Origin of the sequence: Rhodococcus sp. 14-2470-1b, from assembly GCF_002259415.1 — a bacterium.
GTDB lineage: Bacteria > Actinomycetota > Actinomycetes > Mycobacteriales > Mycobacteriaceae > Rhodococcoides.
On sequence record NZ_NPFY01000011.1, the window covers coordinates 418,167 to 433,300 of the forward strand.

17 protein-coding genes and 1 tRNA gene are annotated in these 15,134 nt (G+C 64.8%); 9 read left to right on the plus strand and 9 right to left on the minus strand.

All coding sequences use genetic code 11. The features are described 5' to 3' along the window. Positions 1–56 precede the first annotated feature (56 nt). A tRNA-Met gene (locus tag CH293_RS08965) sits at positions 57–130 on the minus strand. Between the two features lie 178 nt (positions 131–308). On the opposite strand from CH293_RS08965, the gene CH293_RS08970 reads away from it, so the two are divergent. Continuing rightward, positions 309–935, plus strand: a complete 627-nt coding sequence (locus tag CH293_RS08970; protein WP_241483764.1) for a ClpP family protease — start codon at positions 309–311, stop codon at positions 933–935. Further along, positions 932–1,522, plus strand: coding sequence for a ClpP family protease (locus CH293_RS08975; protein ID WP_094720006.1), 591 nt, complete (start codon positions 932–934; stop codon positions 1,520–1,522). The genes CH293_RS08970 and CH293_RS08975 overlap by 4 nt, the downstream gene beginning before the upstream one ends. 39 nt (positions 1,523–1,561) lie before the next feature. Here CH293_RS08975 and CH293_RS08980 read toward each other — a convergent pair whose 3' ends face one another. Together CH293_RS08980 and CH293_RS08985 are read right to left on the minus strand one after the other, a co-directional pair. After that, positions 1,562–1,921, minus strand: coding sequence for a helix-turn-helix domain-containing protein (locus tag CH293_RS08980; protein ID WP_037109555.1), 360 nt, complete (start codon positions 1,919–1,921; stop codon positions 1,562–1,564). Positions 1,922–1,930: 9 nt separating this feature from the next. Further along, positions 1,931–2,857 (minus strand): DUF998 domain-containing protein, encoded by a 927-nt coding sequence (locus CH293_RS08985; protein ID WP_255122774.1) that lies wholly within the window; start codon positions 2,855–2,857, stop codon positions 1,931–1,933. Positions 2,858–2,895: 38 nt separating this feature from the next. Between CH293_RS08985 and CH293_RS08990 the strand changes: the two genes are divergently transcribed. Both CH293_RS08990 and CH293_RS08995 read left to right on the plus strand, forming a co-directional pair. Beyond that, positions 2,896–3,444, plus strand: a complete 549-nt coding sequence (locus CH293_RS08990) for a TetR/AcrR family transcriptional regulator (protein ID WP_037109557.1) — start codon at positions 2,896–2,898, stop codon at positions 3,442–3,444. Then, positions 3,441–4,793, plus strand: a complete 1,353-nt coding sequence (locus CH293_RS08995; RefSeq protein WP_094720007.1) for an AarF/ABC1/UbiB kinase family protein — start codon at positions 3,441–3,443, stop codon at positions 4,791–4,793. The genes CH293_RS08990 and CH293_RS08995 overlap by 4 nt, the downstream gene beginning before the upstream one ends. An 18-nt stretch (positions 4,794–4,811) precedes the next feature. Here the strand turns inward: CH293_RS08995 and CH293_RS09000 are convergent, their stop codons facing one another. Continuing rightward, positions 4,812–5,801 (minus strand): NADPH:quinone oxidoreductase family protein, encoded by a 990-nt coding sequence (locus CH293_RS09000; protein ID WP_094720101.1) that lies wholly within the window; start codon positions 5,799–5,801, stop codon positions 4,812–4,814. 94 nt (positions 5,802–5,895) lie between these two features. Between CH293_RS09000 and CH293_RS09005 the strand changes: the two genes are divergently transcribed. Both CH293_RS09005 and CH293_RS09010 read left to right on the plus strand, forming a co-directional pair. Continuing rightward, a complete protein-coding gene (locus tag CH293_RS09005) occupies positions 5,896–6,576 on the plus strand; it encodes a dienelactone hydrolase family protein (RefSeq protein WP_037109562.1) in 681 nt (226 codons plus the stop codon). Next, on the plus strand, positions 6,563–7,495 hold the full coding sequence (locus tag CH293_RS09010) for an amidohydrolase family protein (protein ID WP_094720008.1): 933 nt from the start codon (positions 6,563–6,565) through the stop codon (positions 7,493–7,495). The genes CH293_RS09005 and CH293_RS09010 overlap by 14 nt, the downstream gene beginning before the upstream one ends. Before the next feature lie 22 nt (positions 7,496–7,517). Here CH293_RS09010 and CH293_RS09015 read toward each other — a convergent pair whose 3' ends face one another. Next, a complete protein-coding gene (locus CH293_RS09015) occupies positions 7,518–8,381 on the minus strand; it encodes a patatin-like phospholipase family protein (protein ID WP_255122786.1) in 864 nt (287 codons plus the stop codon). Positions 8,382–8,437: 56 nt separating this feature from the next. After that, entirely contained in the window at positions 8,438–9,310 is an 873-nt protein-coding gene (locus tag CH293_RS09020) for an alpha/beta hydrolase (RefSeq protein WP_037110056.1), read from the minus strand. A 152-nt stretch (positions 9,311–9,462) separates the two neighbouring features. On the opposite strand from CH293_RS09020, the gene CH293_RS09025 reads away from it, so the two are divergent. Continuing rightward, the gene (locus CH293_RS09025) at positions 9,463–10,581 is read left to right on the plus strand and encodes an alkane 1-monooxygenase (RefSeq protein ID WP_094720010.1); all 1,119 of its coding nucleotides are present in this window, start codon (positions 9,463–9,465) and stop codon (positions 10,579–10,581) included. A gap of 16 nt (positions 10,582–10,597) precedes the next feature. Here the strand turns inward: CH293_RS09025 and CH293_RS09030 are convergent, their stop codons facing one another. Beyond that, a complete protein-coding gene (locus tag CH293_RS09030) occupies positions 10,598–11,788 on the minus strand; it encodes an ATP-binding protein (RefSeq protein ID WP_020112464.1) in 1,191 nt (396 codons plus the stop codon). A gap of 296 nt (positions 11,789–12,084) precedes the next feature. Here CH293_RS09030 and CH293_RS09035 point away from each other — a divergent pair, with 296 nt between their 5' ends. Next, the gene (locus CH293_RS09035; protein WP_094720011.1) at positions 12,085–12,636 is read left to right on the plus strand and encodes an alpha-isopropylmalate synthase regulatory domain-containing protein; all 552 of its coding nucleotides are present in this window, start codon (positions 12,085–12,087) and stop codon (positions 12,634–12,636) included. Positions 12,637–12,717: 81 nt separating this feature from the next. Here the strand turns inward: CH293_RS09035 and CH293_RS09040 are convergent, their stop codons facing one another. Further along, positions 12,718–13,200 (minus strand): hypothetical protein, encoded by a 483-nt coding sequence (locus CH293_RS09040; protein WP_094720012.1) that lies wholly within the window; start codon positions 13,198–13,200, stop codon positions 12,718–12,720. Between the two features lie 70 nt (positions 13,201–13,270). Between CH293_RS09040 and CH293_RS09045 the strand changes: the two genes are divergently transcribed. Then, entirely contained in the window at positions 13,271–14,164 is an 894-nt protein-coding gene (locus tag CH293_RS09045) for an alpha/beta fold hydrolase (RefSeq protein ID WP_037109575.1), read from the plus strand. Positions 14,165–14,190: 26 nt separating this feature from the next. Here CH293_RS09045 and CH293_RS09050 read toward each other — a convergent pair whose 3' ends face one another. Then, positions 14,191–15,123: a zinc-binding alcohol dehydrogenase family protein gene (locus tag CH293_RS09050; protein ID WP_094720013.1), complete on the minus strand. Its 933-nt coding sequence runs from the start codon at positions 15,121–15,123 to the stop codon at positions 14,191–14,193. Between the last annotated feature and the right edge of the window lie 11 nt (positions 15,124–15,134).

Genomic DNA, 15,134 nt, shown 5'->3' on the forward strand with positions numbered 1-15,134 from the left:
CAGCACACAAGGAAGAACCCCCGGGAAGCAATGCTTTCCGGGGGTCCTTCTTTCAGTAGCGGGGACAGGATTTGAACCTGCGACCTCTGGGTTATGAGCCCAGCGAGCTACCGAGCTGCTCCACCCCGCGTCGGGTGCTTCACTACCGTACCTCTCCACGGGCCCGAACACCCAATCGCCTGGTCAGACGCATTATGCCCACAGCGATCTCTGCTCGGAGCAGAGAATCCTTCCTTCCCGCCGACCCACCGCGCAGCCTGATGGGGACCGACGACACTCACGAGTGAGGAATGCACATGTACACCACCATGAACGAACGCGACACCGCCGCGGTGTCACCGTTCGACGACCAACTGGCGTCCCGACTGCTCGATCAACGCATCGTCGTACTGGGAGCCGCCGTCGACGACGCCATCGCCGGCCGGATCTGCGCTCAGCTGCTCCTGTTGTCCGCCAACGACTCTCGCCGCGACATCAGCCTCTACATCAACTCGCCTGGAGGTTCGGTGAGCGCAGGCCTCGCGATCATGGACACCATGCGACTCATACCCAACGACGTATCCACCCTCGCAATGGGTTTCGCAGCCAGCATGGGCCAGTTCCTGCTCACCGCGGGCACCAAGGGAAAACGCTACAGCCTCCCGCACGCCCGCGTGATGATGCACCAGCCGTCCGCAGGCATCCGCGGTACCGCCGTCGACATCGAGATCCAGGCGCAGAACCTCGAATACACGAAAGCATTGATGCACAGCCTCAATGCCGAACACTCCGGCCACGACGTGTCCACGGTAACGGCAGACAGCGAACGCGACCGTTGGTTCACGGCCCAGCAGGCTCGGGACTACGGCCTGATCGACCACATCGTCACCACCCTCGACGACATACGACCATCGGCACCGCACCACAAGGTAGGACTAGGAGTCGAGCAATCATGAGCCAGTACACGATCCCCACCGTTGTCGAACGGACTCACAGCGGCGAGCGCGCCTACGACATCTACAGCCGACTCCTGTCCGAACGCGTCATCTTCCTCGGAACCGAGATCGACGACGGCGTCGCGAACGTCGTCATCGCGCAGCTCTTCCATCTCGAATCGGACAACCCCGACGCCGACATCAGCTTGTACATCAATTCACCCGGCGGATCGTTCACTGCGATGACCGCCATCTACGACACGATGGAATACATCAAACCCGACGTGTCCACCTTCTGCGTCGGGCAGGCAGCGTCGGCCGCGGGCGTGCTGATGGCGTCGGGAGCACCAGGTAAGCGAATCATGCTCAACCACGCCAGGATTCTGCTGCACCAGCCGTCGGGTGGAGGTGAGGGAACCATCTCCGACCTCACACTGCAACGCGACGAGATAGTGCGCGTGCGCTCGGAGATGGAGAAGATCCTCGCCCATCACACCGGTCAGAAACCCGAGACACTACGGCTGGACACCGACCGCGATCGGATCTACACCGCCACCGAGGCAGTCGGTTACGGGTTGGCCGACCTGATCGCGACCAATCGGAACTGACTGCGCTGCAGACAAGTTCACCGACTTCGCCGGCTTCCGTCAGGCGGCGAGCATGGTGACGGGAGCGGGACCGCGCGAGACTCGTTGGACGGAGTTCGTTCCAGCGAGTTCTCGCCCGGTCAACATCAGCAGGCGAGACGGGGCGATCTCCAGCGCGCCGCACAGAGCCGAGAGCACCTCGGACGACGCTTCCTTCCGTCCCCGCTCGACCTCGGAGAGGTAGGGCATCGACACCCGAGCCTCGGACGAGACCTCCTGCAAGGTGCGGCCCTGCTCCGTGCGGATCCGTCGCAGAACCCGGCCCATACCCTCACGGACCAACGGTTCGGGACCAGGCGGCGTACGACCTGCGCCGGGGCGCAGCGGGAGAACCTTCGCGATAGCTCGTTCGTCTGCCATGCAGCCAGGCTAGGAGCTGTACGGACCCTCCGCTCGATCTTCCGAACCGATTCTGCTGTCGGCAGAAATCGGCTCCGTCCACCGTCGCCGTCTCCACACTGTCGCCGCGGTCATGAGCTCCCACGCCACGAAGGTGTAGATCGAGACACGCTCCACCGCGCCGACCGGCCCGATACCCGTGAGGAGCAACGCCGACGCCGCGAACCCCACCGTCCCCAACCCGACGGAAGCGCGCGAGTACCAGCGCGGGAATCTCGTCGCATCGGAACCGACAGTCCGTGCAGAACCGACAGTCCGCGCCGACCCGACAGTCCGTGCAGAACCGACAGTGAGGGCGATGACGTTTCCCGCGCCGATGGCCAGAACCGCCCCGAGGGTGTGCAGGTTGCCCTCGCCCGTGTGCACCACGGCAACCAGTACGCTCCCGACCGCGTAGGCGAGGACACTGCCACGCATCAGCTGCGCCCGGCCCCTCGTCAGCAGGGGAGCCGCGACGAGTCCCGCCGCGAGCACCGACGCCGCGGACACGCAGAACGAGGCGTTCATCAGTCCGTGCCACTCGGACACCTGCGGCACCCCGAGCTCGCTGACGGTGTCCTGCAACGGGCTGTAGCCGTCGAATCGGAGAGCCGTTGCCGCCTCCGCGAGCAGATATTGCACACCGGCGACGCCGAACAGAGCACCGGCGATGCGGCCTCGTCGACCTACCGAGCCGCCGCGAGCCCAGTCGGTACTCCATGTTCCGATGACAGTCTCCCTGTACGAACGATCCGGAACCAAGGGGTCCGGGTGAACGGCCTGTACCGGTAGGTACAGTCGGGGTCGTTCCCACGCAGCGCGGCGCGGGAGCACCCCCTCGAGGAGCAACTGTGCCACGAACAGCAGCATCACGAACGACAGCGTCACGAACAGCAGCGTCACGAACGACAGCGTCACGAACGACACCGCCCCGAACGACCGCCGACAGGCGGGACGTGGTGCCGGTCCTGGCAGGTGTCTTCGGAGACCTGGGCTGGAACGGGTCTTCGCTGTCGGTGATCAGCAAGCGAACCGGGCTCGGCAAGGGCAGCTTGTATCACTTCTTCCCCCGCGGAAAGACCGAGATGGCGGAGGCAGTTCTCGACGAGGTCGAGCGGTGGTTCCAGAGCAACGTGTTCGCGCCGCTGCGTGCCGCGACGGACGCCCGCGCGCGCTCCCACGACATGTTCGCGCAGACCTCGAAATACTTCCAGTCGGGCCGTCGGGTCTGCTTGTTCGCGGCGTTCTCGCTCGGTGAGGAGCGTGCACTGTTCGGCTCCCGCGTCGCCAGATACTTCAGCGATTGGATCGACGCGCTGACGCCGGTGCTGCGGCAACTCGGACACGGTGACGACGCCCGAGGGTTGGCCGAGGAGATCGTCGCTGGGATTCAGGGAGCGTTGGTGCTCTCCCGCACGTCCGGCGACACCCGTAGCTTCGAGCGGCTCATGTCCCGCCTGGAGACCGCCGCGCTCGGCACGGGATCGCTGGAGATGGCGCGATGACCACCGGACCCATCACCACCAGACCTGCTCCACCGCTGCGCGAGTTCGGAGTTCGCGAATTTCTGCGCCTGCTCGTCATCGGCGCGGTCCTGGTGTTCTATCAGTTCCTGGCTGTCGGAAAGTGGGCGCTGGCCCCGCGTCGCGGCTGGCCGCTTCACGCCTCGGAGGGCGTCGTCGACGCCTTCTTCGTCCTGGGACCGACGTTCGTCAAGGTCGGGCAGTTGATGGGCTCGTCCCCCGGACTGTTCCCCAAGGTCCTCGCCGACACTTGTCTTCGATGTCTCGACGAGGTCCCGCCCTACCCGGGTGCACAGGCCCGCGCCACGATCGAGTCCGATCTGGGACGGCCGACAGCGGAGTTGTTCAGCCGCTTCGACGACGTCCCGCTGTCCTCCGCGTCGGTTGCACAAGTGCACCTGTGTGTCCTGCGCGACGGCCGCGAAGTGATCATGAAGGTCCAGCGTCGGGGCATCTACCACCGCATGAAGGTGGACCTGCGCATCGCCTACATCTTCGCCCGGGCGCTCGAGAAGTTCATCGTGTTCTTCAAGACCGCCAACGCATCCGCGATCATCGTCGACCTCCACGCCGCCACGTTCGCCGAGTTGGACAGTGTGGTCGAAGCGCGCAGGCAAGCGCGCTTCCGCGAATCGATCTCCGCGTTCGGCGACAACGAGTACGTCACCGCGCCGGAGGTGTTCGCCGAATACTGCGGCAGCCGCGTGATCTGCATGGAACGAATGCACGGTTCACCGCTCGACCAGTGCACGCCGGGCGACGCGTCGGAACTCGTCGTCCGGCGAGCCGCGAAGGTGTGGATGGAAGCGCTTGTGCTGCACGGACTCTTCCACGGTGACGTCCATGCGGGCAACGTCTGGGTGCTCGACGACGGACGCGTGTCCTTCCTCGACTTCGGTGTGATGGGCGAACTCGACGAACAGTGGCGAATGCTCCTGCAGGACCTGTTCCACGCCACCGTCGTCGACGGCGATTTCACCCGTCTCGCGGGCAGCGTCAAGCGCCTCGGGATCGTCACCGATGACGTCGGCACCGACGCCGAGGTCGGACTCATCCTTCAGGCCGTGTTCGCGCCGATGCTGTCGGACACGTTGGCGCACTTCAGCCTGACCGACTTCATCAAGGCTCTCGTCGGAATGGGCAAGCAGTACCGAACGTCGAGTCCCGAGGAACTCATCCTCGTCGGCAAGCAACTCGGATACTTCGAGCGGTACGCGATCGAATTGGCTCCGAACTGGGCACTCGGAACCGATCCGTTCGTCTTCAAGAACGTCTTTCCCGCGGAAATCGCTGCGCTGTCCACAGCACGCGGAGTGGAACTGCCCGACTGAACCGGGTGGAACTCTCGGCTACTTCAGTTGGAGAACTACTTTGCCTGCGGCGGTGCGATTTTCGAGTGACGAAATGGCATCGGATGCCTTGTCGATCGAGAACACCGTCGGCTCCGGGGCAGTCAGATCTCCCGACGCCAGAAGCGGTTCCAGCTCCGCCCACTGAGTCGCGAGGTACCCCGGCCGTGTCCTCCACCATGCGCCCCAGCCGACACCGACGACGTCGACGTTGTTGAGCAACAGGCGATTCACCTTCACGGTCGGGATCTCGCCGCCCGTGAAACCGAGGACCAGGATGCGTCCCGCCGGTGCCAGGCTTCTGATGCTGTCGGTGAATCGGTCACCACCGACCGGATCGACCACGATGTCGACGCCTCTGCCGTCGGTCAACTTCTTGACAGCGTCTTTCCACCCTGTCCCGTCGGCGTCCGAAATAAGCACGACGTCGGTGGCGCCTGCAGCCTTCGCGATCTCACCTTTCGCCTCGGTGCTGACGACCGCGATCACGCGCGACGCACCGAGTATCGGCGCCAATCGCAGCGCGGAGGTCCCGATACCGCCCGCGGCGCCGTGCACCAGCACGGTCTCGCCCTCGGCCAACCGCCCGCGTTCGCGGAGCGCGAAGTGCACCGTGAGGTCGTTGAAGAGCAAACCCGCTCCTGCCGTGAGCGACACGGCGTCGGGAAGTGGGAACACGGTGTCGGGCGAGACGACGGCGACCTCCGCCATGCCGTCGGACAGCCCGGTCAGCGCGGCGACGCGATCGCCAGGGGCGAAACCCGATCCCTCCGGCGCCGAGCGCACGATCCCGGCGATCTCGCTGCCGGGTACGAACGGTAGCTCCGGCTTGTACTGATACAGACCCCGGGTCAGCAACGCATCCGGGTACGCGACGCCTGCCGCCTCCACGTCGATCACCAACGCGTCGTCGCGAACCGTGGGTTCGTCGACGTCGACGATCTGCACCGATTCCGGGCCGTCGAGACTCGTGATGTGTACCGCGCGCATGTGCTGTCCTCTCGGAAGATCTGCTGCCAGGGGGAATGCCGACGATCTACGTACCTCGATCCCACCGTACAAGTCGATGTGATCGAATCGACTCATGAGTACCCCCCTCACCGTCGAAACACCGTCCGGACCGGCGCGCGGAGGCATCGTCGTCGTCCAGGAAGCCTTCGGAGTGACCACCCACATCGTCGACATCTGCCGGCGCCTCGCCGACGCCGGTTGGGTAGCGGTCGCACCCCATCTCTTCCACCGCCAGGACAAGCAGATTCACGAGTACACCGACATGGATTCGGCGATGGCGTCCATCGGCGCGCTGCAGGCCACCGAGGTCGATGCCGATGTCGACGCGGCCCTCGGCGACATCGCCGCCCGCGGGTTCGAACCGGCCCAGTCCGCGATCATCGGGTTCTGCATGGGCGGATCGGTTGCCTTCCACACCGCTGTTCGACGCACGCTCGGCGCAGCCGCCACCTACTACGGCGGCGGTATCGACAAAGCCCGCTTCGGTTATCCGACAATGCTGTCGGTCGCCGACGCACTCCAGACACCGTGGCACGGATTCTTCGGCGACCTGGACACCGGCATTCCCGTCGAACAGGTCGAACAACTGCGTGCCGCAGCAGCAGCTGCGCCGGTGTCGACCGAGATAACTCGCTACGCAGAAGGCGAACACGGTTTCAACTGCAACGACCGGCCCGCGGTCTACAACCCCGACGCCGCCGCCGACGCCTGGGTCCGCACTCTCGACTGGTTCGACGGACATGTCGCCCACTGAACCGAGCTCGACCGAACCGAGCTCGACCGAACCGAGCTCGACCGAAGCAGACCAGGTCAGAGCGTTCTGGCGGGAGCTCGAACTGCCGGGCCTGTTCGACGTCCACACCCACTTCATGCCGAAGAACGTCATGGACAAGGTGTGGGCGTACTTCGACAGTGCGGGGCCTCTCGTGGGCATGGACTGGCCGATCACCTACCGCGAGGACGAGGAGGCGCGCCTGGACCGGTTGCGTGAGTTCGGCGTACGCGGCTTCACGTCGATGATCTATCCGCACAAGCCAGGGATGGCCGCGTGGCTGAATTCATGGGGTGCAGATTTCGCGCAACGCACACCGGATTGCCTTCGGACGGCAACGTTCTACCCCGAGCCCGACGCGGGGCGGTACGTCGCCGACGCGATTACCTCCGGAACTCGAATCTTCAAGTCGCACATCCAGGTAGGGAACTATGCACCGGGCGATCCCCTGCTGGATCCGGTGTGGGGCGCCATCGAGGATGCGGCGGTACCCGTCGTCATCCACTGCGGTTCCGGCCCCGCACCCGGTGACCACACCGGACCGGAGCCGATCGCCGGACTGCTCCGACGATTCCCGCGCCTACCGTTGATCATCGCGCACATGGGCATGCCCGAGTACACCGAATTCCTCGATATCGCGACGCTTCACCAGGAGGTACGACTGGACACCACGATGTCCTTCACCGATTTCTCCGAATCGGCATGGCCGTTTCCGGTCGCCGAGAGATCGCGTCTGCTGGATCTGCAGGATCGCATCATGTTCGGAAGCGACTTTCCCAACATCCCGTACCCGTATCTCGATGCGCTCGAGGCCGTCCGTCGATTGGATCTGGGCGACGACTGGGTTCGAGATGTCTGCTACCACAACGGCGCAACCCTCTTCGGACTGCACGAGGCGTGAGCCGAACCGACTGAACCGAAGGTCAGGCCTGCTTGAAACCGCGAAGCGCCTCGCTGACCGCACTGCCCTGGCGGAAGCCCGCATCGGCGGCTGCAGAACGTACAGCCGGGTCGGTGGGGTCGGGTCCGATGGCCGACAGCGTGTCGGCGTCGGGCCGGATGACCTCGACGCTCGAACCTCCCGCGATCAAGCGTTCGCGCTCGGCCGCCGACGGATCCTGCCCGGCATCGACGACGCCGACCTGCAGGATCAGGACTTTCGCGAAACCGACTGCGAGGTCGGCATTTTCGCTGGATCGGACGCCGCCGTCGATGTAGCGATGCACGCCTATCGTCACCGGCGGCCACATTCCCGGGATGGCGCAACTGGCTGCGACGGCGTCGACCAATCGCACTCCGGAATCGCGATTCAGGACTCGATGTCGGCCCGATTCCGCGTCCACCGCCACGACCCTGAGATCGCGATCCGGCCACTCGTGCGACGGCAGCCTGTGTGCGATCACCGCACGTCGCTCCGCTTCGGACGGTGTCGACGCCGCGAGAGCGGCAGTGCCGACGTAGCGGGCGAAGCGCTGTCGGTCGCCTGCTGCCCGCTCGGCGGCCGCGTCGAGCAACTCGTTCAGCGAGTCGATCGACACATTCGGACGTGGCTCGTCGATCTGCAGTTCGGGCCGAACCTGCCTGTCGTAGAGGTCTGCGAGCGACACTCCACTGCTGACCTGGGCTGCGACGGCCGCTCCCGCCGAAGTGCCGAGCAGCATGTCCGACCAGTCGGGGCCGGTCACGTCGACACCGGCGTGGGCCAGTCCGTGAAGCAGGCCCGTCTGCCATGCGATTCCGGCGACCCCACCGCCGCCGAGAACCAACGCTGTGCGCGACACATTCATCCCCTTCGATACGAACATCCCCGGCTACGTTCTTCGAGCCCCAGGCACAGAACCTACTACCTCGGTGTCGAATCACCCGCGGAGCGAGACTGCCGATTCACACGCGGAGCGAGCCACGCGACCAGATCGGCGAGGACCTGCTCACGTTCGGGTTCGTTGAAGACCTCGTGGAACAAGCCGTCGTACACCTCGAGGGTGAGGTCGGTGGAGCCGGCTCTCTCGGCGATCATCCGGCTGCCTGCCACGTCGGCGAGTTTGTCCTCGCTGCCGTGCTGCAGCAGCACCGGCAGCGTCAACGACGGCAGGGCAGCCGGGAAACTTTCCATCGCGCCGACGAGGTGGCTGGCCAGCCCGGCAGGAACTTTCCCGTGATGCACGAGGGGATCCGCGTCGTACGCGGCGACGACAGCGGGGTCGCGCGAGACGTCGGCCGAGTCGAGTGCCTGAACCGGAACGGAAGGCGCGATTCTGCCGAGTAGCTTTCCGATCGGCACGAGGATCTTGGGTGTTCCGTCACCGAGCACCACTGCCGGGCCGGACAGCATGAGACCGTCGAGCTCGGCTTGATGCTCGAGTGCGTAGGACAGCGCGATAGCGCCGCCCATGCTGTGCCCGAGCAGGAATGTCTTGGTGTTCGGGTGCGCGGTGCGGGCGATGCGGAACAGTTCGTGCAGGTCGCTCACGTAATCCGACCAGTTCTTGGACTCGAGCCGTTTGCCACCCGACCGCCCGTGCCCTCGGTGGTCGATCGCGTACACGATTAGGCCGAGGTCGCCGAGCACGGCGGCAACGTGGTCGTAGCGTCGGGCATGCTCACCCAGTCCGTGGGACAGCACGACCAGCCCGGTAATCTCGGCATCGGGCGTCCAGACGTCGTAGACGATGTCGGTCCCGTGCCGGCCAACGAGCGAGAACTCGGCTCTGTCCACAGTGGTGCTCCTCACGTCGGGTCTGTGTGCCCATCCGATCACGTGGCTGGTTCGAACGACAATGGTGAGGACCTTTGCCCGAAAATAACTGTTACCTTTAGTCAGAGTAAATTTCTTGCGGTCGATTTTCCGAGAGGGGGTATGCGACCCTCATGACCCAGCAGAGTCCGAGCGTGCCGCTCACGTGGCGCGATCCCAAGAGATACCTGTGGCCTCTCGGCCTGGTGATCCCGCTCAGCCCGTTCATGGCCTGGGGCCTGGTCAGTTGGCTCGGCCCCGGCGCGTTCTGGCTGCTGGGCCTGGTGATCATGGGCATCGTCATCCCGCTCGTCGACGCCTTCTCCGGCGTAGACCGTCGTAACCCGCCCGTCGAAGCCGCCGAGGCGCTCGAAAAGGACAAGTACTACCGCTGGTGCCTGTATCTGCTGATCCCGCTGCAATACGCCGGGCTGGTCCTGGCCTGCTACCTGTGGGCGCACGGACCTCTCGGAGTTCCGGAGCGTGTCGGATTGGCGATCACCATCGGAATCGTCGGCGGAGTCGGCATCAACGCCGCGCACGAACTGGGCCACAAACGTGAGAACGTCGAGCGCTGGTTGTCCAAGGTGACATTGGCGCAGTCGTTCTACGGGCACTTCTACGTCGAGCACAACCATGGGCACCACGTGCGCGTGGCGACGCCGGAGGATCCTGCGTCGGCCAAGTACGGCGAGAGCTTCTGGAGGTTTCTTCCGCGGAGCATGATCGGCGGCATCGTCTCCGCGTGGGAGCTCGAGCAGCGCCGGCTTCATCGCATCGGCAAATCACGCTGGACCGCCCACAATCACCTGTTCAACGCGGCGGCCATCTCGGTCGTGTTGTTCGCGGCTCTGATCGCAGGCTTCGGCTGGATCGTGGCGCCGTACCTGGTGCTGCAGGCTGTGATCGCGGTTATTCTCTTCGAGGCCGCGAACTACCTGGAGCATTACGGGCTTCTGCGGCAGAAGACCAAGCGCGGGCGGTACGAGCGCACCAATCACACCCACAGCTGGAACAGCGATCACCTGTGGAGCAACCTGTTTCTGTACCACCTCCAGCGGCACAGCGACCACCACGCCAACCCGGTGCGGCGGTACCAATCCCTGCGCAGCATGGACGACTCACCGCAGCTCCCGGCCGGGTATGCAGTGATGATCTTCTGTGCACTCGTACCTCCGCTGTGGCGGAAGGTGATGGATCAGAGGTTGATCGACTATTACGACGGGGACATGTCGCGCATCAATTCCTTGTGAGTGGGCGCGGAGCGCCCTAGTCGTCCGTCTGCGCCCGCAGGTATCGCCCGAAGTGGGGGACCGTGAAGGCGATGGTTCCCCGCTCGGCGGAGTAGATCAGCCCCTTCTTGATGAGCCCGTCACGTGCGGGGGACAACGACGCGGGCTTGCGGCCCAGTTCGGTGGCCACCGCGGATGTCGGCACCGAGGCATCGTCGCCCGAAAGATCGGCCATTGCCCGCATGTACTCGCGCTCCGCTGGAGTTGCCCGCTCGTACCGCGAACCGAAGAATCCGACCGCGAGCTCTTCCTCCGCAGTCGGTGCTGCGACACGGACGTCCTCGGCGGTGATCGGTGATTCGGCCGCGAGATCCCACGTCGCCTTGCCGTACGCCTGCACGAAGTACGGGTATCCGTCCGCAGCGTCGTACAGCGCGTCGAGTGCCTCGGTGGTGAACTCGACGTCTTCGCGATCCGCCGGCGCGATCAACGCAAGATCTGCCGCGGTCCGTTCGAGCCTGCCGATGCGGTGATAGCTGAACAGCCTCTCCGAATAGCTCTTCGACGCGGACAGGACTGCAGGCAGATGCGGCAACCCTGCGCCGACGATGATCAGCGGCGCCGCGTCCTGGCTCAGCTCGTGGCAGGCCGCGCACAGGGCCGAGATGTCCGCAGGCCCGAGATCCTGCATCTCGTCGATGAAGATGGCGATACCTACTCCGACGTCCCCGGCGAGCGCCGACGCGTCGAGCAGCAGTTCGACCAAGTCGATCTCGATGTCACCCGAGTCGGCGCGTCCGGTCTTCGCCGGAACGTCGATGCCGGGCTGCCAACGCTCGCGCATGCCCTTGTCCGCCGACGCTCGGAGCGCGAACGCCTTGAGCACACCGAGAAATTCGTCGACGCGCTCAGGATCCCGGTGCGACGCAGCAATTCCTCGGACGGCCATGTGCAGCGCCGACGACAGTGGCCGTCGCAGCTCCTGGTCCGGCCGCGCTTCGATCTTTCCGGTTCCCCATCCTCGCGCGACGGCCGCCGATCGCAGGTGGTTCAGCAGCACCGTCTTCCCGACGCCGCGCAGACCCGTCAGTACGACGCTTCGCTCCGGACGGCCACGGGTGATGCGCTCGAGTACGACGTCGAAGGCGTCGAGTTGCTTCTTTCGCCCTGCAAGTTCGGGCGGACGTTGACCTGCGCCGGGAGCGTAGGGGTTACGCACGGGGTCCATGGGGTCAAAGTAACAAGTGGGATTGAACTTTATGGGCACATCTAGGTCGTGTCCTAGAGAGTGTTATCGAGACCTAGCGACTTCATCGCACAGTATCGGGCACTATCGGCTGAGCGCTAGACGCCGTTAGACGACCGAATTCTTGCTCTGCATGGGCAGGCGGGAGTACCTTGACTCTCGTGAAGAAGCTTCTCGTAGTACACCGCCGTAGCGGGGTCTGATTCGGACCGACCCCCGCTGCGGGTCGTTGTGCTACCCATCTCGGTCCTTCCTTCACATTCGGAAAGACCACTCCTGTGAACGCTCTCACCTCCACTTCTTTCGCCCCCACATCTCCCAGCGAGTCCTTCGCCGCGCGCTTCGGCGGCGTTGTCCCGCGCGAGCTGAACGCCTCGGCGCAGGCCATGAGCTGGTCGGCGTTCCGCGCCGAGTACAGCGGCGCCTCGGGTCCGATCCGCCTGGGCACATGGCAAGCATCCGACGCGCGAGGCGGCCGGAAGACCTTCGAAGCAACCTTCGGCATCGGCGACTCCATTCATTCCGCGACGGCAACCAGCTACGGCCCGATCGACGCGTTGACGTCGATGCTCTACGACGCAGGCATCCACATCGAGATCACCGCGTTCCACCAGCAGCCACTGAGCCTGCATCAGCTTCCGAACGGATCGACGGCGACCTTCGTCCGGTGCGACCTCGACGGTCGACGCGAGTGGGCGATGGCCATCGAGCGCGACGGCGTCGAATCGTCGATCAGGGCCGTCATCGGCGCAGCCAACCTACTGCACAGCCGATGCAGGGCTGCACGACGGTCTCTGGATGGTTCTACACCTCTATCGTCTGCGCGCTAGATATGCGTAGAGGGCGGTAGCAACGCTCGCTATCGCCTTCTACGACTTTCTTCCGTAGATACTAGAGACATGTAGAAAGCGCTAGGGCATCTCCATCGTCTGGGCTCGCCGAATCTCGCCGACCGCGCGATGGATGTAGCCCTGGGCTGCGACCTTTCGCCTGATCAGCAGGTCCGTGATGATCAGGATTGCGTGCTCCGGCCGGGGAAACGGCCGTTGTTCCGCGGCCTCCTGCATGTGATCGGCGACGCCGAGCGCCCCCGTCAGCACCTCGACGAAGCCGGGAACGTCCAGATCCTCGTACCACTCGGCCGACGCCCGGACCGCACTGGTCAACGCATCCTGGACATCCTCCCCGGTGAGACCGTCGGGATGCAGCTCTTCGAGTAGCGAACGCACCATCTCGGCGTGGATCGAGGCGACCTGAGCTCGATCCTCGGAATCGAGGCTGCCGACGGCGTCGTCGAAGTCGCTCTTCGAGCGGGCGCGTGCCGCGGTGATTGCGTCATCGGTTGCGGCGGCGATCGCGCGTACGGTCGGCGGCCAGTCGGAGTTCTCGATCACCGGTCGATTCTCGCAGGCAGGACCGACAGTTCGTGTACATGTAACCCGAATTCATACTAAAGTCGAGTGAATGAGCACCGCCATGGACCGAAGGATCGTCGTCAACGAGGGCATGCACCTCGCCGTGTTCGAGACCGGCAACCCGGACGGTGAGACGATCGTGCTGGTTCACGGCTGGCCCGACACACACGAGTTGTGGAGCCACATCGTCCCGCTCCTCGCAGACGATTATCGAGTCGTGTCCTACGACGTACGCGGAGCAGGGGAGAGCACGATTCCCCAGGAGCAATCGGCATACCGGCTCCGCAACCTCGCCTCCGACTTCTACGCCGTGATCGACGCCGTCAGCCCGGACCGGAAAGTCCACGTCCTCGCGCACGACTGGGGCGCAGTCCAGGCCTGGGAAGCGGCGGCGGAGCCACACGCGATCGACCGCATCGCCTCCTACACGTCCATTTCCGGTCCCAACCTCGACCACCTCGGCAAATGGTCCCGCTCACGCCTCGCGAAACCCACCGTGGAGGGCATCCGTCACGTCCTCGCACAGGTGCGCGCCTCCTGGTACACGGTCACGTTCCACATCCCCGGGCTGTCGACGCTACGAATCAAGCGCCAGTTCGCCAAAGGATGGCCCGCATTCCTGCAGGAGTTCTCAGGTGTCGATCCTGCTCTGGTGACACAGAATTCGACCCTGTGGTCCGATGCGACCAACGGCACCAACCTCTACCGTGCCAACATCATTCCGCGACTGACGAAGCCGCGCGAACGCTACGTGGACATCCCCGTCCAACTGATCGTGAACACCGAAGACGTCGCCGTGCGTCCGTACCACTACGCCGACACCGGCAAGTGGGTGAAGAACTTGACTCGCAACGACATTCCAGCAGGCCACTGGTCACCCATTTCCCACGCGCGCGATATCGCGGAACTCACCAAGACATACATCGCCGGGCTGGGCCGCTGACAAACGCCCGTCAACAGAAGAACATCTCAGGGCGCAAGAACCAGCTTGTGCCGCACCGATGATGCTCGGCTCCATGCCTTCTCGACGTCGGACAGCGGAACTTCCTCGTACTCGATCCGAAGCTTGCCTTCGGCTGCCCAGTCACTGACCCGGCGGTAGGCGTCGGCCACTGCTTGCGGCCCGTGATGAATCGGCATGAACCCGGCGACTGTCGCTCCCAGTGCCCTCATGAGCTGCGCCGGGATCGTGATGTCGGCTCCGGCTCGGTCGCCGATCTGAATGGACCGCACGCCTTGGTTTCCCGCCCGTAGCGCGGCGAGCGCCACAGTGCCCCAGGTGTAATCGAGGATCACGTCGACGCCTCCGGACGCGTCGCGGATCGCTGCCGTCAGGTCGTCCTCGGGCGAGCCGGCGGCGACCACTCCTGTGGCGCCGAGTTCCAGCGTCGCCTCCAATGCCTGCCGGTCGCGTCCGACGACCGTGATGGACCCGGCGCCGAGCAAGCACGCAGCCTGCACGGCGATGCGCCCGACCACGCCGGTGCCGCCCAGGATCACGACGCTCTCGCCTGCCTTCAGGTGCGCACCCTCGACGAGCGGCATACTTCCCGCCAGGCCTGCGTTTCCCAAGGTCGCGGCGGTTCCGAAGTCCAGGGTGTCCGGAATGTCGATCAGGTTGCCCACTGGTACGGGCGCGAACTCGGCCATCGAACCGAACGGAGCCCGCGGCAGGGAGAAGTACACCCGACGTCCGTCGGCGGTGACGCCACCACCTTCGATGCCTGCGATCACGGGCAAGGTTCGCGGGCTCAGGTAGTGCCCGCCCGAGGCGATGGCAATATCGACGGCGTTGATCGTGGCCGCTTCCACCCGAAGCACCTCGATGCCCTCCGCACCCGTCGGGTCCTCGTGATCGGCGAACCTGGGAACCCCGTACTCGGTCAGAACTGCTGCTTTCACGACATGCCTCC

What these genes read in the sequence shown, in the direction of transcription:
- CH293_RS09045 (WP_037109575.1), top strand. Translation starts at nt 13,271, where the DNA reads ATGAGCACCGCCATGGACCGAAGGATCGTCGTCAACGAGGGCATGCAC.
- CH293_RS09010 (WP_094720008.1), top strand. Translation starts at nt 6,563, where the DNA reads ATGTCGCCCACTGAACCGAGCTCGACCGAACCGAGCTCGACCGAACCG.
- CH293_RS09030 (WP_020112464.1), bottom strand. Translation starts at nt 11,788, where the DNA reads ATGGACCCCGTGCGTAACCCCTACGCTCCCGGCGCAGGTCAACGTCCG.
- CH293_RS09015 (WP_255122786.1), bottom strand. Translation starts at nt 8,381, where the DNA reads ATGAATGTGTCGCGCACAGCGTTGGTTCTCGGCGGCGGTGGGGTCGCC.
- CH293_RS09025 (WP_094720010.1), top strand. Translation starts at nt 9,463, where the DNA reads ATGACCCAGCAGAGTCCGAGCGTGCCGCTCACGTGGCGCGATCCCAAG.
- CH293_RS09005 (WP_037109562.1), top strand. Translation starts at nt 5,896, where the DNA reads ATGAGTACCCCCCTCACCGTCGAAACACCGTCCGGACCGGCGCGCGGA.
- CH293_RS08975 (WP_094720006.1), top strand. Translation starts at nt 932, where the DNA reads ATGAGCCAGTACACGATCCCCACCGTTGTCGAACGGACTCACAGCGGC.
- CH293_RS09000 (WP_094720101.1), bottom strand. Translation starts at nt 5,801, where the DNA reads ATGCGCGCGGTACACATCACGAGTCTCGACGGCCCGGAATCGGTGCAG.
- CH293_RS08970 (WP_241483764.1), top strand. Translation starts at nt 309, where the DNA reads ATGAACGAACGCGACACCGCCGCGGTGTCACCGTTCGACGACCAACTG.
- CH293_RS08980 (WP_037109555.1), bottom strand. Translation starts at nt 1,921, where the DNA reads ATGGCAGACGAACGAGCTATCGCGAAGGTTCTCCCGCTGCGCCCCGGC.
- CH293_RS08995 (WP_094720007.1), top strand. Translation starts at nt 3,441, where the DNA reads ATGACCACCGGACCCATCACCACCAGACCTGCTCCACCGCTGCGCGAG.